Source organism: Chlorogloeopsis sp. ULAP02, from assembly GCF_038404745.2.
In the GTDB taxonomy this organism is placed as follows: Bacteria; Cyanobacteriota; Cyanobacteriia; order Cyanobacteriales; family Nostocaceae; genus Chlorogloeopsis.
Genome location: NZ_JAYKTT020000024.1, coordinates 61,773 through 82,924 on the forward strand (window position 1 = coordinate 61,773; position 21,152 = coordinate 82,924).

Consider the following 21,152-nt stretch of genomic DNA (forward strand, 5'->3'; position numbering starts at 1 on the left):
TGTATACTTCTCATATAGCATCTAGAAATTCAATCCGATGCGCCAAAGTCAGCCCAAGGATGAATCACTCGAAACGATAAGCCTTCTAGATGAGTTGCCCGATCGACCAGTGCTTTCGAGTAAATCGAAGGGTTGGAATGGCATCACGATTGAATACTACCATCATCCCGCCAATGAATTAGTTTCTCCTCCGCTCTCACAACACCTGATCACCTTAAACTGTGGTTCACCCTACCGCTTAGTGCAGCAACTTGATGGACAGGTTTATGAAGGACAGGTTGTGAAGGGAGACATTATCCTCACACCTGCATATCACCCGACACAATGGTACTGGGATCGTGAGGTGGATGTTTTGCACCTGTGCTTTGAACCAACGTTTGTCGCTAAGGTGGCAGCAGAAGCAGTTGAAGTTGATGCTGCTCATGTTGAAGTCTTCAATTATTTTGCTGTGGCCGATCTCCAAATTCAGCATATCAGTCATTTGCTCCTGACAGAATTAGAGTCTGAAAAACTGGGTAATCGTCTCTACGCTGAATCATTAGCGAATGCTCTAGCTGTTCATTTAATTAGAGAGTACAGTAGCGTTGAGAAAATTGTTAGGCAGTACTCTGGTGGTTTATCTAAGTCTAACTTGCAACGAGCGATCGCCTATATTCAAGAGCATTTAGACCAAGATATAAGTTTGGATGAAATTGCGGCTGAAATAAATCTGAGTTCGTATCATTTTGCTCGTTTATTTAAACAATCAACAGGTTTAGCACCCCATCAGTATCAGATTCGTTGTCGAGTCGAACGTGCAAAGGAATTATTGCAACAGGGCGATATGGCGATTGCTGATATTGCCACCTATGTTGGTTTCTACGATCAAAGTCACCTCAATCGCCATTTCAAAAGGATTGTAGGAGTTTCGCCTAAAGCCATTCAGCAAAACAGCAAGAACGTCCTCTGGATCGGCAAGAGCGTACAAGACTACACTGCTTGAGTCTCCCTACAGTAAAAGCAGATAGCAAAGAACACATTCTTTCTGCTGTAAAGGATATGACAAACTTCAACGACTACAAAAACAAGTACGAAAATCTCCGCATGGAGCGCACCAACTCTGGCATTTTGACAGTGACTATGCATACCAATGGCGGTTCCCACATCCATACAGGTAAAGCACATCGAGAATTTCCAGATGCGTTTGGTGAAATTGCTCGCGATCGCCAGAATGAGGTTGTTATTTTTACAGGTGCTGGCGACAAATGGATCAGTCACATTGACTTTTCTACCGTGGATGACATCACGCAACCTGCTGGTTGGTATGCCATTCTTACTGAGGCTCGCCAGCTTCTTTATAATTTTCTCGATATTGGCGTTCCGGTTATCTCAGCCGTTAATGGCCCTGCTCCCATTCATGGTGAGTATGCGCTAATGGCAGATATCATCTTAGCGGCTGAGGAGGCTTACTTTCAAGATAACCAGCATCTATCAGTTGGGGGTGGGGTTGTACCAGCCGATGGAGTACAGATTCTATACCCGGCAGCAATGGGTGATATTCGGGGGCACTATTTCCTGTTGACGATGCAGAAATTGACAGCCAAGGAAGCATTGCAAATCGGCATGGTTAATGAGGTTCATCCCCGTGACAAATTGCTGGCAAGAGCCAATGAGTTAGCACAGCAACTTCTTCGCCTCGATCCATATACACGCCGCTACACTCGGCTTATGTTTACTCGAAAACTCAAGCGAAAAGTGATTGATGAACTGTCATTTGACATGGGATTAGAGGGGCTTTCAATCGTCTCAGCCGTGAAACCCAAAAATTCTTAATCGATTGAAGAAGCAAAAGCCGCTTGGAAAAACTGCTAAAAATATGTGTGGAGTAAGGAACTAAAATAAAATCACCCTGACTGAGCCAGAAATTATTTCCTACATCACCCAAGCAGAATCTGTACTACCTGGATTTATGCTTGACCTAGCTCCTTTTTTCAATCTTTAGATAGAAGTAGATTTATTTCAAATCCAGCAACCCTTCTTCCTTCAACTTCGGATTAAATCTAATTTGTGCTTGCAATCCACGCTCCTCTAAAACTTTTAAAATTTCTGCCTCTACTCGTCGCGCTACATTTTTAATAATTTTAGTTTTTGCCATTTCATCAATGGAATTCTCATAATTTGTATTTTCCTCTGGTGTCATTGAGACTTTGGCATCCATTGGCTGCGTCCATTTTTCTTTCTCATCTTTATTTCCCACAGGCACACTACCATTTTCTTCTATCCATGCCTTCTCAATATTTTCTAATACTGTGCGACTGGGACGTTCAATTGTTTGGATTTTCACCCAATAACACTTTTGTGGTTGACGTACTAAGTGCTGCTTAAGACTGAGATAAGCATCACGAGAATATCCCACATATTGCAGTATTTTTTCCTGGTCAAAAATAGCGTAAACTCCTATTTGACCTTGAAAATTTTCAGGTAATTGACCATGAGCATTAATATAAGGAATATATTCTAAACTTGCTAGAGAAGGAATATTTGTTTCTATTGACATAAATAAAATTAAAAATTTAAAAGTTAGTATTTTTGGCTTGTAGATAACAAATGACTATTTTTTTCACCATTACCCATTAAATCTTTACTATAAATCGCACAAAGACGACTGGGCTGAAAAATTTTAGCTGTGAACATAAAATTAACTGGCACGTTAATAATAACGTACTCGTCAGATTCGTGATATTTTTCAAATTCTACTGGCATTCCTTTGGGAGTCGCTGTACTGTAGGGAACTGGTTGAAAAAGCAATTCTGTAAACTCTACTTTCTCACACTGTAAATTTTGACAAATTTGATTTAAAAAAGCTTCGCTAGTCAATAATTTAAATAGAGTTTCTTTTGCTTGTGATTCGAGAGTGAAACTGTTATCAAAATTTTCGACAATTTTCAGAATCATTTTACTTACAGGTAATTGTTAACTACTGAGAACTATTGCGTCCATCACTGAAGCGTGCTAAAAAACACCACTTTAAATTAGCCTATTGGATAGTGTGACTCCTGTCAGCAGAGAAAGGTGGCTGTTTGTGATTAAGAATTGTGAAGCTAATTATTTTTAGGTTTATATTCTGTTTTGAAAATAAGGCACAGAGGCAGTACGGTGGAGAGCCAGCACCGTATCCATTGGTAGGGATAATACTATTCACAAAAAATCTGATACAAATACAGACCTTGCCCAGACGCGATATATAGCGTTTGGGAAAAATTCATGTGTATCGTAAATTAACGTGAAAGGGGATAAGAACCCCAGACAACATTTTGTCTAACCCTTAATTTCTAAGTTAAGGAGATTAAATTAAAAATTGTTGAATAATTAGCCCAATTTGGGTGATTGTGATAGAAAAATCTCTCTCATAATTTAGCTGAGTTAGGTTTCTGAGTAATCTTTTGGAACCTTGTTAGAGGGTAGCCTGCAAAGTGACATCTTCACACAGTGTTTTGGCGAGGAATAGACCATGAGCAAGCTCAAACACCTTTGGATTATCCTGGCGTCTTTAGTACCGTTAACAAGTTTGAGCAATAAGGCTCAGGCACAGTTCGATCCTTTCATCTCCCAACCACAGATACCACCTCCAATAAATGCACCAGCAATGTCGATAGAGCAGCAAATGCGAGATCGGATAGAACGTCAAAGAGTAATTCCAGTTCCCAATTCCATCAGCAATCCCAAACTTGCGACTGCTTATGTCAAAGAGGGCTTTGAACACTATAATCGAGGAGAGTATCACAAAGCCGTCTCAGCTTACAATTTAGCACTCTATTACAACTCAAGTTATGCGGTTGCTTATCTTGGCCGTGCTATGGCTTTGAGAAAATTAGGAGATAAACACAATGCATTTTTGGATGCTCGAAGAGCATCTCATTGGTCTCGCCAACAAGGAAATATGAAAGTTCTGAATGCAGCAGAAAAATTTAAGCGCGTGATATATAGATAATACATATAATACCAAGTCCCAAGCAAACAGCGGTTAGTTTTAGCTAACACAAATGTATAATCACAGTTGCTGCAATCTAATCATATTCCCAGAACTGGAGCAATTAAAAGAATTAGTGAAGCGGAAAATTAGTAAATCTTTAACTGGTGTTTGGGAAAGAAGAAAAATTTATTGCATCAAATTCAGGCATCCACATTTTTTTTGCGCAAACCCATTTTCATCGTGTGTCACTGCCCACACTCGTGGTGGCACTAGCCGTAGATTGGGTAGGTTAGAAAACTCAAGCGCAAGTTTTTTCTCGGCAATCTTAACATTGGCGTTCTGGATGCTATATTAGTAAATCTAGTAGTGTGTGTACATATATATAGTCTTTACTGGAATTGACTGTGGCGAATACAAAGTCTGCTCTGAAACGCGCCAAAATCGCAGAACGCAATCGTTTGCGCAACAAATCTTATAAATCAGCGGTAAAGACGCTGATGAAGAAATACCTTGCTGCTGTTGAAACCTATGCAGCTAACCCTAGTCCAGAAGCCCAGCAAGAAGCACTGGCTCGAATGTCGGAAGCTTATAGCAAAATCGATAAAGCCGTGAAGCGAGGTGTTCTTCATCCCAATAATGGAGCTAGAAAAAAATCAAGATTAGCTCGTAAATTTAAAGCCAAAACGCAAACAGCAGCAACTGCACAATAGTCAAAATTCAGCAGTCAGCAGTCATGTATGCTCTTGACTTTTGACTAGTGAAAATTGTACAGACGCGATGTTCCTCGCGTCTAACCAATGGCTAATGACTCAAATGCAGCTAATCGACACCCACGTTCACATAAACTTTGAACTTTTCCAGTCAGACTTAGAATCAGTACGATCGCGGTGGCAAGAGGCAGGTGTTGTGCGACTAGTACATTCCTGTGTGGAGCCAGCAGAATTTTCTAGTATCCAAGCTCTAGCTCAACGTTTTCCCGAAATTAGCTTTGCTGTGGGGTTACATCCTTTAGATGCAGATAAATGGCATCAACAAAGCGTAGATGAAATTAGTTCTCTAGCTCGTTCCGATTCTAAAGTAGTAGCAATTGGGGAAACAGGACTGGATTTTTACAAGGCTGATAACTACGAACACCAGATTATGGTGTTTGAGGCGCAGCTTGCGATCGCGACTGAACTAAATTTACCAGTGATCATCCACTGCCGTAACGCAGCGGTAGAGGTAAGACAAGTGCTGGAAAGATGGAAAAATCTCAAAGGCGAAAGTTTGCGGGGTGTAATGCACTGCTGGGGTGGAACACCAGAAGAGACTCTATGGTTTGTTGACTTAGGCTTTTACATTAGCTTTAGTGGTACCGTTACCTTCAAAAACGCCAAGCCAATCCAAGAATCTGCTGTTGTAGTTAGAAGCGATCGCCTGTTAATCGAAACAGACTGTCCGTTTTTAGCTCCAGTTCCCAAACGGGGCGAACGGCGCAACGAACCTGCTTACGTTCGTTATGTAGCCGAACAAGTAGCTCGTCTGCGAGGAGAAACGACAGATGCGATCGCATCTGTGACTACTCAAAATGCTTGTAAATTATTCGGCTTGGCACTGTAAAAGTGCGATTATAGGTGAACTCTGAAGGATGTAAAAAAAACATTATTTGTTAGGAGGACAAAATGTGATAAGATTATTGCCTCCAAAACAGGTTTCCTTACGCCATAATGTTTAAGGAGGCAATAGCTAACATCTCTACTTCAGTTGTACCAATTTTGCTTAACTATCCTCCTAATACTTAGAGGCAATGTATATATCTATGACAAGCCTTTTCCATAGTAGGTAGAGAAAATATTTAGTTTTGAGGTAGCAGAAATCTAGATTTAAAGCAATACAAATTTATTTTATAAAAGTATTTTCCTGTGAATACCACCCATAAAAATCAAGCTACACAAAGACACAGCAAGCTTGGCACATTACTCCCTCAGTATTAGAATATCATCGCTCTGGATAGTAAAGACAGGAACTTAATTGAAGGCAACAGCAAAAGAACTGTATAGCTGAAACAGCGCGGTTTTGGAGGGTGAAGTGATAAAAGCAAAACATATATTGGCAACGCTAAACCAGCTACTCTTAAAAGTTAAGCAAATCACTAAATTTTGGCAACTATTGCCCTTAAACAGGTCAATGGCCCTCTTGCCAAAATTGCTTTTTCCAGGTCTAATTGCTCCGTTTGCCTGCACCTGCACCTAGCAGATGGTGTCAGGATAAGTTCCCACACACCCACAATTTTAACCAGGTTGACAAAGGTAGAGGCATGACTAACGAAACTATTATGGAACCCGCCTTTTTGTTGCCCGACTTAATTGAGATCCAGCGTTCTAGCTTTCGTTGGTTCTTAGAGGAAGGGCTAATAGAAGAACTTAACTCCTTTAGTCCGATTACTGACTATACTGGCAAACTAGAGCTACACTTTTTAGGTCAGAATTACAAACTCAAGGAGCCAAAGTATAGCGTTGAAGAAGCAAAAAGGCGGGATAGCACTTATGCTGTTCAAATGTATGTACCCACGCGTTTAATTAACAAAGAAACGGGGGAAATTAAAGAGCAAGAAGTATTTATTGGAGATCTGCCTCTGATGACAGAGCGCGGTACGTTTATTATTAACGGTGCCGAGCGTGTGATTGTCAACCAGATCGTGCGATCGCCTGGAGTATATTACAAATCCGAAATTGACAAAAACGGGCGGCGTACTTATTCAGCTAGTTTAATTCCTAACCGGGGAGCATGGCTGAAATTTGAAACAGACCGTAACGACTTGGTATGGGTTCGCATCGACAAAACCCGCAAACTCTCAGCCCAGGTATTGTTGAAAGCTTTGGGCTTGTCAGACAACGAAATCTTTGATGCCCTGCGTCACCCAGAATATTTCCAAAAAACCATTGAAAAAGAAGGGCAATTCTCCGAAGAAGAAGCATTGATGGAGTTGTATCGCAAACTACGTCCTGGTGAGCCACCTACAGTTTTAGGCGGACAACAACTTCTTGACTCCCGTTTCTTCGATCCCAAACGCTATGACTTGGGACGTGTAGGAAGATACAAACTCAACAAAAAACTACGCCTGCAAGTACCAGAAACAGTGCGGGTACTTACTCCCCAAGACATCTTGGCTGCGGTAGATTATCTGATTAACTTAGAGTACGACATTGGTAGCACAGACGACATAGACCACCTCGGAAATCGCCGTGTTAGAAGCGTCGGCGAACTGCTACAAAACCAGGTACGGGTGGGTTTAAATCGCCTAGAGAGAATTATCCGGGAAAGAATGACCGTATCTGATGCCGAAGTCTTGACACCCGCTTCCCTAGTTAACCCCAAACCTTTAGTAGCGGCAATTAAAGAATTCTTCGGTTCCAGCCAACTGTCACAGTTCATGGATCAAACCAACCCCCTAGCAGAATTGACCCATAAACGTCGTCTTTCTGCCCTGGGGCCTGGTGGTTTAACTCGCGAACGCGCTGGCTTTGCCGTGCGAGACATTCACCCCTCCCACTACGGACGCATTTGTCCCATCGAAACCCCAGAAGGGCCAAACGCTGGTTTGATCGGTTCTCTAGCAACCCACGCGCGGGTAAATCAGTACGGTTTCTTAGAAACGCCCTTCCGTCCTGTAGAAAATGGGCGCGTCAGATTCGACTTGCAACCAGTCTACATGACTGCCGACGAAGAAGACGACTTCCGGGTGGCAGCAGGAGACGCGCCAATTGATGAAAACGGTCACCTGATCGGGCCGCAAGTACCTGTACGTTATCGTCAGGATTGGGCAACCACCACACCCGAACAAGTAGACTATATCGCAGTTTCCCCAGTACAAATCGTGTCGGTGGCTACGAGCATGATTCCCTTTTTGGAGCATGACGATGCCAACCGCGCTTTGATGGGATCGAATATGCAACGGCAAGCAGTACCCCTGCTTAAACCAGAGCGTCCATTGGTAGGCACTGGCTTAGAAGCACAAGGAGCGCGGGACTCCGGGATGGTGATTATCAGCCGTACCGACGGAGAAGTCACCTATGTAGATGCCACCAGGATTCGTGTGCGTCCCAAACCTAATACTCCCGAACAAGAGTACACACTTTCTAAATACCAGCGTTCCAACCAAGACACCTGCCTCAACCAAAAACCATTGGTACGTATAGGTGAGCGGGTTGTAGCCGGTCAAGTCTTGGCGGATGGTTCTTCTACCGAAGGTGGGGAGTTAGCACTAGGTCAAAATATCATCGTCGCTTATATGCCTTGGGAAGGCTACAACTACGAAGACGCAATTTTAATTTCCGAAAGACTCGTACAAGATGATGTCTACACTTCAATTCACATTGAAAAATATGAAATTGAAGCCAGACAGACAAAACTCGGCCCAGAAGAAATCACCAGAGAAATTCCCAACGTTGGTGAAGATGCGCTGCGAAATTTGGATGAGCAGGGAATTATCCGCATCGGTGCATGGGTAGAAGCCGGAGATATCTTAGTAGGTAAAGTTACCCCGAAAGGTGAATCTGACCAACCGCCAGAAGAAAAACTGCTGCGAGCAATCTTCGGTGAAAAGGCTAGAGATGTACGGGATAACTCCCTGCGCGTACCCAACGGAGAAAAAGGACGCGTAGTTGATGTACGTCTTTTTACCCGCGAGCAAGGCGATGAATTGCCACCAGGAGCCAACATGGTGGTGCGGGTTTATGTAGCTCAGAAGCGCAAAATCCAAGTTGGTGACAAAATGGCAGGACGCCACGGAAATAAAGGGATTATTTCCAAGATTTTACCAATGGAAGATATGCCCTACTTACCCGATGGCTCACCAGTAGATATTGTGCTTAACCCCTTGGGCGTACCCAGCCGGATGAACGTCGGTCAGGTATTTGAGTGTCTATTGGGTTGGGCTGGTCAAAACATGGGAGTGCGGTTTAAGATTACGCCTTTTGACGAAATGTACGGCGAAGAAGCATCCCGTTCGATAGTACACGGCAAATTACAAGAAGCCAGAGACGAAACAGGTAGAAACTGGGTATTTAACCCAGACGATCCTGGCAAAATTCTGGTGTATGACGGACGTACTGGCGAACCCTTTGACCGTCCGGTGACTGTGGGTGTGGCTTATATGCTGAAGTTGGTACACCTAGTAGACGACAAGATCCACGCTCGTTCTACAGGCCCTTATTCCTTGGTTACCCAGCAGCCCTTGGGTGGAAAAGCACAACAAGGTGGACAGCGGTTTGGAGAAATGGAAGTGTGGGCATTGGAAGCCTTTGGTGCAGCTTACACCTTGCAAGAGTTGCTCACAGTCAAATCTGACGATATGCAAGGGCGTAACGAAGCATTGAATGCGATCGTCAAAGGTAAAGCAATTCCTCGCCCAGGAACACCAGAGTCCTTCAAAGTGTTGATGCGAGAATTGCAATCTTTAGGGTTGGATATTGCCGTCCATAAAGTGGAGACACAATCAGATGGCAGTACCGTAGATGCGGAAGTTGATTTGATGGCAGATAATAACGCCCGTCGCACACCTCCACGACCAACCTATGAATCTTTAAGCCGGGAGTCACTGGAAGAAGAAGAGTAAATAGGGACTAGGGACTGGGGACTGGGGACTAGGGTTTAGAAAGTAAGAAATTAGATAGAACAACAGGAAACTTTAATCTCTAATTTCTAGCCCCTAGCCTCGGAACCCTTAAACCCTAACCCTTGAAAAACTGAATACTCCTACTAGCACGGTTTGCAATACCCGTGCAAATTAAGTGAATTCAAATTCATAACTTAGAACGCAGCACTAAAACAGATGAGAAACGCCCAAACTAATCAGTTTGACTACGTAAAAATCGGTTTGGCATCACCAGAACGTATTCGTCAGTGGGGTGAAAGAACACTGCCCAACGGTCAGCTTGTCGGCGAAGTTACCAAACCTGAGACGATTAACTACCGGACTCTGAAGCCAGAAATGGATGGCTTATTTTGCGAGCGTATTTTTGGCCCGGCTAAAGACTGGGAGTGCCACTGCGGTAAGTATAAAAGAGTGCGCCATCGTGGCATCGTCTGCGAACGCTGTGGGGTAGAAGTCACAGAATCACGAGTTCGCCGTCACCGGATGGGCTACATTAAACTTGCTGCACCCGTAGCTCATGTTTGGTATCTCAAGGGGATTCCCAGTTATATTTCTATACTGCTGGATATGCCTCTACGGGATGTCGAGCAAATTGTATATTTCAATTCTTATGTTGTACTTAGTCCTGGTAATGCTGAAACTCTAACTTATAAACAGCTACTCAGTGAAGATCAGTGGCTAGAAATTGAGGATCAGATTTACAGTGAAGATTCCACATTGCAGGGTGTTGAAGTAGGTATTGGAGCAGAGGCACTTTTGCGCTTACTTGCTGACATCAATTTAGAACAAGAAGCTGAAAGCTTGCGGGAGGAAATCACCACCGCCAAAGGTCAAAAAAGAGCAAAACTAATTAAGCGTCTGCGGGTAATTGACAACTTCATTGCCACAGGCTCTAAACCAGAGTGGATGGTGATGACAGTAATTCCTGTTATTCCCCCAGATTTGCGCCCGATGGTGCAGCTCGATGGTGGACGATTTGCGACTAGTGACTTAAACGATTTGTATCGGCGGGTAATTAACCGTAACAATCGTTTGGCACGCCTACAAGAAATTTTGGCTCCAGAAATTATTGTTCGCAACGAAAAGCGGATGCTTCAAGAAGCAGTAGACGCTTTGATTGATAACGGTCGTCGCGGACGGACGGTGGTAGGAGCAAATAACCGACCACTCAAGTCACTGTCAGACATTATTGAAGGTAAACAAGGGCGTTTCCGACAAAACTTGTTGGGTAAACGGGTAGACTACTCTGGGCGTTCCGTAATTGTGGTGGGGCCAAAGCTGAATATCCACCAATGCGGTTTGCCACGGGAAATGGCGATTGAGCTATTCCAGCCATTTGTCATCCACCGTCTAATTCGCAGCGGCATGGTGAACAACATTAAAGCCGCGAAAAAATTAATTTCTCGTTCTGATCCCAGTGTTTGGGATGTATTAGAAGAAGTAATTGAGGGTCACCCTGTTTTGCTCAACCGTGCTCCCACCTTGCACCGCTTGGGTATTCAAGCTTTTGAACCAATTTTGGTGGAAGGAAGAGCGATCCAATTACATCCACTCGTATGTCCGGCGTTTAACGCTGACTTTGATGGTGACCAAATGGCGGTACACGTACCTTTATCTTTAGAAAGTCAGGCTGAAGCACGATTGTTGATGCTGGCTTCTAACAATATTTTGTCACCAGCTACAGGTAGACCAATCATTACGCCCAGCCAAGATATGGTTTTAGGAGCGTATTATTTAACTGCGGAAAATCCCCATGCCAAAAAGGGTGCAGGACGCTACTTTGCTTCTTTAGATGATGTAATTATGGCTTACGAGCAAGAGCAAGTCGATTTGCACGCCTATGTCTACGTCCGTTATGAGGGCGAGATGGAGGCAGATCAGCCAGATCATGAGCCACAAGAAGTCATCGAAAATAATGATGGTAGCCGAACTTTGTTGTATAAGTATCGTCGAGTTAGAGAAAATGCTCAAGGAGAAGTAATTACTCAGTATATATACACTACGCCAGGTCGTGTAATTTACAATAAAGCAATTCAGGAAGCGCTGGCCAGCTAATAGTTAATCGCTAGTAGCTCATAGTACTCAGCAATTAGCAATTAGCAATTAGCAATTAGCAATTAGCAATGGACTAACGACAAATGACTAACGATAAAATGATTTTCCGCAACCGTGTTGTTGATAAAGGCCAACTGCGAAATCTCATTTCTTGGGCATTTACGCATTATGGTACAGCGCGGACAGCGGTAATGGCAGATAAGCTCAAGGATTTAGGCTTCCGCTACGCCACCAAAGCTGGAGTTTCAATCAGCGTGGAAGATTTGATGGTGCCTCCTTCCAAGCGATCGCTGCTCGAAGCCGCAGAAGCAGAAATTCGCGCCACCGAAGAACGCTATCAACGTGGTGAAATTACTGAAGTTGAGCGTTTCCAAAAGGTAATTGATACCTGGAACGGAACTTCAGAAGCCCTCAAAGACGAAGTCGTCAGCCACTTCAAAAAGACAAATCCCCTGAACTCCGTGTATATGATGGCATTTTCTGGAGCTAGGGGTAATATCTCCCAGGTACGGCAATTGGTGGGAATGCGTGGACTAATGGCCGATCCGCAAGGGGAAATCATCGACTTGCCGATTAAAACTAACTTCCGGGAAGGACTCACCGTTACCGAATATATTATTTCGTCCTATGGGGCGCGCAAAGGATTAGTAGATACAGCTTTGCGGACAGCAGACTCTGGTTATCTCACCCGTCGTCTGGTAGACGTTTCCCAGGATGTAATTATCCGGGAAATAGACTGCGGTACCACTAGAGGCATTCCCCTACGGGCAATGAAAGAAGGCGGCAAAACCATGATTAACCTTGGTACCCGCCTGATGGGAAGAGTTGTCGGAGAGGATGTGATCCATCCCACGACAAAAGAAGTAATAGCACCACGAAATACACCGATTTCCGACGACTTGGCCAAAGCAATTGAAAAAGCCGGAGTGACAGAGGTCGTTGTGCGATCGCCTCTAACTTGTGAAGCGGCGCGATCGGTTTGCCAACACTGCTATGGCTGGAGTTTAGCCCACGCCAAAATGGTGGATCTGGGTGAAGCTGTAGGTATTATTGCAGCCCAAAGTATTGGTGAACCTGGTACCCAGTTAACAATGCGTACTTTCCACACTGGCGGTGTGTTTACTGGCGAAGTCGCAAAACAAGTACGGGCAGAAATGGATGGTACAGTTCGCTTTCCTAAGCGAATGCGGACAAGAACCTATCGTACCCGTCACGGTGAAGACGCCTTGTATGTAGAAGCCAACGCCACTATGGTTTTGGAGTCTCCTAGAGATAGCTCTCAAGCCAATAAGGAAATCCCTGTGACTCAAGGTTCTACACTGTATGTGACCGATGGGCAACAGGTGAAGTTGGGACAGTTAATTGCAGAAGTAGCGATCGGTGGACGCACAACTCGTGCCAATACAGAAAAAGCTGTTAAGGATGTAGTTTCTGACTTAGCAGGAGAAGTAAAATTTGCCGAACTGGTAGCAGAACAAAAAACTGACCGTCAAGGCAACACCACAACTACTGCTACACGGGGTGGTTTGATCTGGATTCTCTCAGGAGAAGTTTATAACTTACCACCAGGAGCCGAATTAGTAGTCAAAGAAAACGACACTATAGAAAGTAACGGCGTGCTAGCAGAAACTAAATTAACCACTCAACATGGTGGCGTAGTACGCCTGCCGGAAGCATTACCTGGCAAATCAACACGGGAAATTGAAATTATCACTGCTTCTGTTGTTTTAGACCAGGCAACTGTCACTGTCCAAAGTTCCCAAGGCAAGAATAACTACTTAGTCACTACTGGTAACAACCAAGTCTTTAACCTGCGTGCAACTCCAGGAACCAAAGTCCAAAATGGACAGGTGGTAGCCGAGTTGATTGATGACCGCTATCGCACCACCACTGGAGGTATGCTCAAGTACGCTGGTGTCGATGTCCAGAAAAAAGGTAAAGCCAAGCAGGGTTATGAAGTGGTACAAGGAGGCACACTGCTGTGGATTCCCGAAGAAACCCACGAAGTTAACAAAGATATCTCCTTGTTATTGGTAGAAGACGGTCAGTTCTTAGAAGCTGGGACAGAGGTAGTTAAAGATATCTTCTGTCAAAACAGTGGTGTGATTGAGGTTACGCAGAAAAATGACATTTTGCGGGAAGTAGTGATTAAGCCAGGAGAACTGCTGATGGTAGACGATCCAGAAGCAGTGATGAGCAAAGATAATACGTTTGTTCAACCTGGAGAAGAATTTATGGGACAGGTCTTCAACGACTTGCGATATATTCAGTACGTAGAAACTCCAGAAGGCCCCGCGCTGCTCTCTCGTCCTGTTGTTGAGTTTGCTGTACCTAACCAACCTGATGTGCCTTCAACTACATCTGTTAGCCAACAGACTGGGCGTTCGATTCAGTTACGTGCAGTGCAGCGATTGCCTTACAAAGATTCTGAGCGTGTCAGATCGGTTGAAGGTGTAGAACTACTGCGAACCCAGTTGGTACTGGAAATTGAACAAGAAGGTGAACAAGAACACACCTCTTCTCCCCTGGCAGCAGATATTGAGTTGGTAGTCGATCCCAATGACTCAGAAATTCAGCGCTTGCAGCTGGTTATTTTGGAATCTTTAACAGTTCGCCGAGATATTGCTGCTGATGCCACTCAAGGTAGTACTCATACCACCCTTGAAGTTGAAGACGGACAAACTATTGCCCCAGGCTCTGTCGTCGCACGTACCCAAATCTTATGTAAAGAAGGTGGAATTGTGCGCGGCGTTAAAAAAGGTACGGAAGCCGTTCGTCGCTGCTTAGTATTGCGTCGTCACACCGATATGGTCACAATTAATTCTACTGTCCAACCAAAGCTGAAGGCGGGTGACTTGGTGGTAGAAGGTGCAGAAATCGCCCCTGGCATCTTTACTGAAGAATCAGGGCAAGTGGTTGCAGTTAAAGCAGTAGGAGGTGGAGGAGCAGAGGCTACGGCTAGTTCTTCTGCCCTCGCCCCTGCCAGTTGGGAAATCACCGTTCGTGTCGGTCGTCCCTATCGCGTCAGTTCTGGTGCGGTGTTACAGGTAGAAGATGGAGATTTGGTACAGCGCGGCGATAACTTGGTGTTACTGGTATTTGAACGAGCTAAGACCGGAGATATCATTCAAGGTTTGCCCAGAATTGAGGAACTACTCGAAGCTCGAAAACCAAAAGAGGCATGCATTTTAGCAAAACGGGCGGGAGAAGTCAAGGTAGTTTATGGCGATGGTGATGAAGCGATCGCAGTCAAAGTGATCGAACCCAATGGGGTAGTCACCGATTACACTATGGGGCCAGGACAGAACTTAGTAGTTACAGATGGACAAACGGTAAGTGCGGGACAAACACTTACAGACGGGCCAGCCAATCCCCACGAAATCTTGGAAGTCTTCTTTAATCTTGGTTCTGAAGATGGAGTTTATGCCTGTGCTAGCCATGCCTTGCAAAAAGTCCAGACTTTCCTGGTAAACGAAGTGCAGTTGGTTTATCAGTCCCAAGGTATTGATATTGCCGATAAACACATTGAAGTCATTGTCCGACAGATGACTTCAAAAGTACGGGTAGATGACGGTGGTGATACGACCATGCTGCCTGGTGAATTAGTAGAATTGCGCCAAATCGAGCAAGTCAACGAAGCGATGGCAATTACCGGCGGGGCGCGAGCACAATACACTCCTGTATTACTAGGTATTACCAAAGCATCTTTGAACACCGATAGCTTTATTTCTGCCGCATCATTCCAAGAGACAACACGCGTTTTGACCGAAGCGGCGATAGAAGGTAAATCCGACTGGCTGCGCGGTTTGAAAGAAAACGTAATTATCGGACGATTAATTCCTGCGGGAACGGGCTTTAATGCTTATGAAGAACCTAGTATAGTCGAAGACTACACTGAGGGACTCAGTAGTGTTTTGGATGAAGTTGAAGATCCATTAGATATGGTGCTGGATGACCGTACAGCCCGCACTTACAATTTGGATACTCCAACTCTTGGGATGGACTCGCCCTTTGGCACCAGACGCACAGAAAAGTCGATCTTGGATGATGATGATGATTTGATTCCAAGTGAAATCAACGACCTCGCAGAAGACGATTATGAAGACGACGATTTCGAGGACGACGATTTCGAGGACGACTAAAAATTAAATGAGCCAATGATAATCTGACGTGAGGAGGCAGTAGAAGAGTAATTATTCTTGCTGCTTCCTCACGTCTGATCATTACGTGTATCTTTGCTCTGTGTCAGCTTCAACTCCTAAACACGAATCAGCTATTTTATAACTTGAGTTCGGGTTATTTAGCCATTTTTCAACAAGATTGAAATTGCTGTATTCCTTTGCTGTTCCCCCATTCTTATTTTGCTTTCTCCGCAAGAAATACGTTAGAATAAGGTACCTGAGTACTACATGATAATTCACCACCACAATCACGTTGTAGCAATAGCCTTCAATTTAGTCTGTTCTCTGGGGAACATATCACTAGAGGTGAGAATTTGTGAATGACTAAAGTTAAAGGGTTAAAATGTAGACATCCAACCGCTTGGTCTGTACTACATTCAAGCTGGTAAAGTAGATAAATAGGCAAATTTTATACTCAAACTTACTTATCTTGACAAAAACGTCTATATCTGATACAAATACATTCCTGCAACTTTGGAAGATGATAAAATCAAAAGGTGGAAATTAGCACGTCCACTTTCTGTTCGTCTCTGAATCGGTCGAAAAGTTAAGTAGCCTGATCGCACTATAATTCTTCTTCCTAATATAACCATGTGCTGGAAACCGTGGGAGTATCAAAAAAATCCAGGTTAAGCTAGAGAAGAGAGTTGGTGTTAGCTACCATACCCCTTGGGGTAAGGAGCAAGACTCATTCTCAAGCGGGAATATTCTAACGTTGGCATTGTCCTTACTCCATGCTGCGAATTATTACTCAGCAGGCAGACGTCAGATCAGAACTACAAAGGATCTGCGATCGCACCCATGATGAACAGGTGCTTCACAAAGAAGCAACAGTGAGGGAAGTGTTGCAAGCGGTGAAGCGCCAAGGTGATAGAGCTGTTTTGCATTACACAGCAGAATTTGATCATCAAATTCTTAAGTCAGAAGAACTGCGTGTTAAAGGCTCAGAAATAGATGTAGCCTACCAACAGATATCACAAGAGTTACTGGAAGCAATACGGCTAGCAAGTCGGCAAATTGAAGCTTTTCACCGCCAACGAGTTCCAAAAAGCTGGGTACACTTTGGCGATGATGAAGTAGTATTGGGCAAGCGCTATACCCCTGTAGACCGTGCGGGAATATACGTACCAGGGAGTCGTACTGCTTACCCTAGTACCGTATTGATGAGTGCAATTCCAGCAAAAGTAGCTGGAGTAGGACGCTTGCTCATGGTGACACCACCAGGGGTTGGAAAAATGATTCATCCAGCAGTCTTGGTAGCTGCCCAAGAAGTTGGAGTACAAGAAATTTATCGCGTTGGTGGAGCGCAGGCGATCGCTGCTTTAGCATACGGAACAAAAACAATTCCGAAAGTAGATGTGATCGCAGGGCCGGGTAATATTTATGTGACACTAGCCAAAAAACTCGTCTATGGAACAGTCGGGATTGATTCCTTGGCAGGGCCAAGCAGCGAAGTATTAATTATTGCTGACGAGACAGCAAATCCCGTTCATGTCGCAGCCGATATGTTGGCACAAGCCGAACAAGATCCAATGGCGGCAGCAATCTTGTTAACTACCGATCCAGCTCTAGCGAAGAACGTACAAGTCGCTGTGGAAAGACAGTTGGTAGATCACCCCAGACTGACTCTCACAGAGAAAGCGCTCGCTCATTACGGCTTGATTGTGATTGTAGAGTCCCTACCAGCCGCAGCCGAACTATGCAATGAGTTTGCCCCCGAACACTTAGAATTAGAAGTAGAAGATCCCTGGGCATTATTACCACTTATTCGCCATGCTGGTGCAATTTTTATGGGTTATTCCACACCAGAAGCAGTAGGAGACTATGTTGCCGGGCCTAACAACAGCTTACCTACTTCTGGTGCTTCTCGTTATACCTCTGTCTTGGGAGTTGAAACTTTCTTGAAAAACTCAAGTATTATTCAATACACTCCTACAGCTTTAAAAAAAGTGACAGACGCAATTAATGCACTTGCAGCAGCTGAAGGCTTACCTTCCCATGCCGATTCAGTCCGGCGTCGAGTTCAAAAAGAAGAAAATAATGAAGAATAAGCAGTTTTTGATTGTGATTTTGACAACCAACGACTAACCACTAACTACTAACTCTTACTTAAATTATTAATTTTTCCCTAGAGTTTAGATAAAAATCAAATGATGGCGTCAAACTTAAAGTGTAAGGCTATACAACTTGAAAAAGCCACAAGAATCGCTTTAATGTAAGCAGTTGATTATGACTACTCTTTTGGAGACACGACGAGTGGTGCTAAAGAATATTTTGGTAGCTCTAGACGCTTCAGAAATTGCCGACCGAGTAATTGAGACTTTACACGAGTTGGTGTTGGCAAAAGACAGCAAGGTGATTCTTTGTCATGTTTTTCCTCCTCCAGAGTCAGAAATGGAGCTATCAGCCGATCGCCCTCATCCAGACTCACCAGCACTTTCTTCTTTGCAAGTCGAAAAACAGCTGCAATTCTACCAAACTCAGCTACCTGTTGAAAGTGAAATAGAACTTGTCAGCGGTGATCCAGCAGAAGAAATTATTCGTCTTGCTAATATTTATAAGGCGGACTTGATTGTAATTGGCAGCCGCGGATTAACTGGTGTAAACCGAATTGTTCAGGGTTCTGTGAGCAGCCAAGTAGTAGAAGAAGCGCCGTGTTCTGTGTTAGTGGTAAAGGTGAAATAAAACTTAATACAGCCCAGAGAATTATATCTAGCTCGACTCTAAATTGCCAAATCGATGCTGGCAATAGCTTCATTCACAGGAGAAGACAACCTTTTTATGAACCCAATCCAAATGGGTTCACTGATGAATTTTGTAAATTAATTAAAAAATCTGAAATTATATAGATGCATCAACATTTGCAATAGTATCCGTTGCAGCTTGATTTCATTTACTATGTATATTGTTAGACTTAAACACAAATTCCAGTAAAGCTATCACAGAACAATTCCCATAATAGTTTGCTTTCTGGAGTCTTTGAGTCCAGTATACGGGCTACTTTTGCCTATATTTGGAAACTATGCCAAAATCCAAAAAGATTACCAATCAACCAATCAATCTCAGCGATCCGCAATACTATCTCAATCGTGAACTGAGTTGGTTAGAGTTTAATCATAGAGTATTACATGAAGCACTAGACCCGCGTACACCTCTGTTGGAACGTCTCAAGTTTCTGGCAATCACGAGTTCCAATCTGGATGAATTTTTTATGGTGCGAGTTGCAGCATTAAAACAACAAGTGGAAGCGAAAGTTAGCAAATTAACTTTTGATGGTTTAGTACCACAAAAACAATTAGATGAGATTAGTTTTTTTCTACGTCCTTTAGTAGCTCAACAGCATCAACATTTTGAGCAAGTATTAAAGCCACAGCTTGCAAGTCATGGCATCCACATTTTAGATTATATAGATTTGACAGAGAAACAAAGAAATTATTTAGACAATTATTTTGAAGAACAGATTTTCCCTGTTATTACTCCCCTTGCCGTCGATCCTAGTCATCCTTTTCCTTACATTTCCAATCTCAGCTTAAATTTGGCAGTTGTAGTCAAAAATCCAGACACGGAAGAAGAATTTTTTGCTAGAGTCAAAGTACCTAAAGTTTTGCCTAGATTTTTAGCTTTACCGCCAGAATTAGGAATTCAGCATCAGGGTAAACCATTTGTTTGGACTGGTATACCTTTAGAGCAGGCGATCGCTCACAATTTAGAGTCTCTATTTCCGGGGATGAATATTCAAGAATACCATCTCTTCCGTATTACTCGCGATGCTGATTTGGAACTTGAAGAAGACGAAGCTGACGATCTGCTGTTGGCAATTGAGCAAGAACTACGAAAACGGCGCGTTGGCGGTACTCCAGTGCGGATGGAAATTCAATCTCAAACTCCAGAAGCAATACGCGATCGCCTGGTAGAAGATTTAGAACTTACAGAAAGTGATGTTTATGAAGTAGATGGGCTGTTGGGGCTGCGGGATTTAATGTATTTTATGTCATTACCCCTACCAGAACTTAAAGATCCGCCTTGGCAGTCTGTAGTTCCTCCCCGCTTGCAAAGAATTCGTGAACCTAACATCGTTGGTTCAGAAGTACGGGAAATAGAGGAAGGAAAAGATTTTTTTGCTGTGATTCGGGAACGAGATTTGCTCGTACACCATCCCTATCAATCCTTTTCGGCATCAGTAGTGCGCTTTATTACCACTGCTGCCCACGATCCAAATGTGCTGGCAATCAAGATGACTCTCTACCGCACCTCTGGAGACTCACCGATAGTGAATGCCTTAATTGCCGCTGCCGAAAATGGCAAGCAGGTATCTGTATTGGTAGAGCTTAAAGCCAGGTTTGATGAAGAGAATAATATCTATTGGGCAAGACGTTTAGAAAGTGTTGGCGTTCATGTTGTTTACGGTTTAGTAGGACTAAAAACCCACAGTAAAATTGTCATGGTAGTGCGGCGCGAACAAGAACGCATCCGCCGTTACGTACATATTGGTACTGGTAATTACAATCCAAAAACTGCTAGATTGTACACAGACTTGGGATTGTTCAGCTGCCGAGAAGAATTAGGAGCTGATGTCACAGATGTATTTAATTTTTTAACTGGTTATTCCTTGCAAAAATCTTATCGGCAAATTTTGGTTGCGCCTGTGAATATGCGTGATCGCTTTTTGAGCCTCATCCATCGAGAAATTGAAAATGCTCAAGGAGGAAATGCCGGGCGAATTGTAGCCAAAATGAATTCTTTAGTCGATCCACAAATTATTGCTGCTTTGTATGAAGCATCCCGCGCTGGAGTAAAAATTGATTTAATTGTGCGGGGTATTTGCTGTTTGCGTCCTGGACTAAAAGACATTAGCGAAAATATTCGCGTTATTAGTATTATCGGCCGATTTTTGGAACACTCCCGTATTTTTTATTTTTATAACAATGGGCAGGAAGAAATTTATATCGGCAGTGCAGATTGGATGCCTCGCAATCTTGATCGCCGCGTGGAAGTAGTGACTCCAGTACAAGATCCAGATATTGCTAAAGATTTGCAAGAAATTTTAGGCATAATGCTAGCAGATAATCGCCAAGCTTGGGAATTACAAGCAAATGGTAGCTACATCCAAAGACATCCTGGTGAAGATTGTCCAGAAACTAGCTCCCAAAAAATTCTGATGTCTATGGCGTTAAACTCAACTGCGATCGCCTCAACTCTAATTAATTCAAAATAAAGTTCTGTATCTGTTGACAGCTAAACCTCAATTTTTGATTTAAATTTTCCACATAGATATTAAATGTTCATAGAGAAAGTAGGTAAATATAATTTATTCAACCATAGGATAGAG

13 protein-coding genes are annotated in these 21,152 nt (G+C 43.5%); 11 read left to right on the plus strand and 2 right to left on the minus strand.

Features of this window, described 5'->3' with window-relative positions; translation table 11 throughout:
• Positions 1 to 37 precede the first annotated feature (37 nt).
• Positions 38 to 982 carry an AraC family transcriptional regulator gene (locus U2718_RS12315; protein WP_341998349.1) on the plus strand — a complete coding sequence of 315 codons (945 nt, stop codon included), beginning with the start codon at positions 38 to 40 and terminating at the stop codon, positions 980 to 982.
• Between the two features lie 56 nt (positions 983 to 1,038).
• Positions 1,039 to 1,812, plus strand: coding sequence for an enoyl-CoA hydratase/isomerase family protein (locus tag U2718_RS12320; protein WP_200862369.1), 774 nt, complete (start codon positions 1,039 to 1,041; stop codon positions 1,810 to 1,812).
• 181 nt (positions 1,813 to 1,993) lie between these two features.
• On the opposite strand, the gene U2718_RS12325 is transcribed toward U2718_RS12320, so the two are convergent.
• Together U2718_RS12325 and U2718_RS12330 are read right to left on the minus strand one after the other, a co-directional pair.
• Positions 1,994 to 2,536: a GIY-YIG nuclease family protein gene (locus U2718_RS12325; RefSeq protein WP_341998353.1), complete on the minus strand. Its 543-nt coding sequence runs from the start codon at positions 2,534 to 2,536 to the stop codon at positions 1,994 to 1,996.
• A gap of 23 nt (positions 2,537 to 2,559) precedes the next feature.
• The gene (locus tag U2718_RS12330; protein WP_341998355.1) at positions 2,560 to 2,934 is read right to left on the minus strand and encodes a hypothetical protein; all 375 of its coding nucleotides are present in this window, start codon (positions 2,932 to 2,934) and stop codon (positions 2,560 to 2,562) included.
• Between the two features lie 556 nt (positions 2,935 to 3,490).
• On the opposite strand from U2718_RS12330, the gene U2718_RS12335 reads away from it, so the two are divergent.
• The 9 genes from U2718_RS12335 (at position 3,491) to ppk1 (ending at position 21,038) form a co-directional block, all read left to right on the plus strand.
• Positions 3,491 to 3,970, plus strand: coding sequence for a hypothetical protein (locus U2718_RS12335; RefSeq protein ID WP_341998357.1), 480 nt, complete (start codon positions 3,491 to 3,493; stop codon positions 3,968 to 3,970).
• 386 nt (positions 3,971 to 4,356) lie between these two features.
• Positions 4,357 to 4,662, plus strand: coding sequence for a 30S ribosomal protein S20 (gene rpsT, locus U2718_RS12340; RefSeq protein WP_341998359.1), 306 nt, complete (start codon positions 4,357 to 4,359; stop codon positions 4,660 to 4,662).
• 103 nt (positions 4,663 to 4,765) lie between these two features.
• The gene (locus U2718_RS12345) at positions 4,766 to 5,551 is read left to right on the plus strand and encodes a TatD family hydrolase (RefSeq protein WP_341998568.1); all 786 of its coding nucleotides are present in this window, start codon (positions 4,766 to 4,768) and stop codon (positions 5,549 to 5,551) included.
• 697 nt (positions 5,552 to 6,248) lie between these two features.
• Positions 6,249 to 9,548, plus strand: a complete 3,300-nt coding sequence (rpoB, locus tag U2718_RS12350) for a DNA-directed RNA polymerase subunit beta (RefSeq protein ID WP_341998361.1) — start codon at positions 6,249 to 6,251, stop codon at positions 9,546 to 9,548.
• A 216-nt stretch (positions 9,549 to 9,764) separates the two neighbouring features.
• Positions 9,765 to 11,642 (plus strand): DNA-directed RNA polymerase subunit gamma, encoded by a 1,878-nt coding sequence (locus U2718_RS12355; protein WP_341998363.1) that lies wholly within the window; start codon positions 9,765 to 9,767, stop codon positions 11,640 to 11,642.
• 83 nt (positions 11,643 to 11,725) lie between these two features.
• Positions 11,726 to 15,784: a DNA-directed RNA polymerase subunit beta'' gene (locus U2718_RS12360; protein ID WP_341998365.1), complete on the plus strand. Its 4,059-nt coding sequence runs from the start codon at positions 11,726 to 11,728 to the stop codon at positions 15,782 to 15,784.
• A gap of 773 nt (positions 15,785 to 16,557) precedes the next feature.
• Positions 16,558 to 17,874 (plus strand): histidinol dehydrogenase, encoded by a 1,317-nt coding sequence (hisD, locus tag U2718_RS12365; protein ID WP_341998367.1) that lies wholly within the window; start codon positions 16,558 to 16,560, stop codon positions 17,872 to 17,874.
• A gap of 208 nt (positions 17,875 to 18,082) precedes the next feature.
• Positions 18,083 to 18,508, plus strand: a complete 426-nt coding sequence (locus U2718_RS12370; protein ID WP_341998570.1) for a universal stress protein — start codon at positions 18,083 to 18,085, stop codon at positions 18,506 to 18,508.
• Positions 18,509 to 18,845: 337 nt separating this feature from the next.
• The gene (gene ppk1, locus U2718_RS12375) at positions 18,846 to 21,038 is read left to right on the plus strand and encodes a polyphosphate kinase 1 (protein WP_341998369.1); all 2,193 of its coding nucleotides are present in this window, start codon (positions 18,846 to 18,848) and stop codon (positions 21,036 to 21,038) included.
• Positions 21,039 to 21,152 lie beyond the last annotated feature (114 nt).

Bases quoted from the DNA above. Each gene is read 5' to 3' on its own strand.
- U2718_RS12320 (WP_200862369.1), top strand. From the start codon at position 1,039: ATGACAAACTTCAACGACTACAAAAACAAGTACGAAAATCTCCGCATG.
- rpoB (WP_341998361.1), top strand. From the start codon at position 6,249: ATGACTAACGAAACTATTATGGAACCCGCCTTTTTGTTGCCCGACTTA.
- ppk1 (WP_341998369.1), top strand. From the start codon at position 18,846: ATGCCAAAATCCAAAAAGATTACCAATCAACCAATCAATCTCAGCGAT.
- U2718_RS12345 (WP_341998568.1), top strand. From the start codon at position 4,766: ATGCAGCTAATCGACACCCACGTTCACATAAACTTTGAACTTTTCCAG.
- hisD (WP_341998367.1), top strand. From the start codon at position 16,558: ATGCTGCGAATTATTACTCAGCAGGCAGACGTCAGATCAGAACTACAA.
- U2718_RS12315 (WP_341998349.1), top strand. From the start codon at position 38: ATGCGCCAAAGTCAGCCCAAGGATGAATCACTCGAAACGATAAGCCTT.
- U2718_RS12360 (WP_341998365.1), top strand. From the start codon at position 11,726: ATGACTAACGATAAAATGATTTTCCGCAACCGTGTTGTTGATAAAGGC.
- U2718_RS12355 (WP_341998363.1), top strand. From the start codon at position 9,765: ATGAGAAACGCCCAAACTAATCAGTTTGACTACGTAAAAATCGGTTTG.
- U2718_RS12330 (WP_341998355.1), bottom strand. From the start codon at position 2,934: ATGATTCTGAAAATTGTCGAAAATTTTGATAACAGTTTCACTCTCGAA.
- U2718_RS12325 (WP_341998353.1), bottom strand. From the start codon at position 2,536: ATGTCAATAGAAACAAATATTCCTTCTCTAGCAAGTTTAGAATATATT.
- U2718_RS12335 (WP_341998357.1), top strand. From the start codon at position 3,491: ATGAGCAAGCTCAAACACCTTTGGATTATCCTGGCGTCTTTAGTACCG.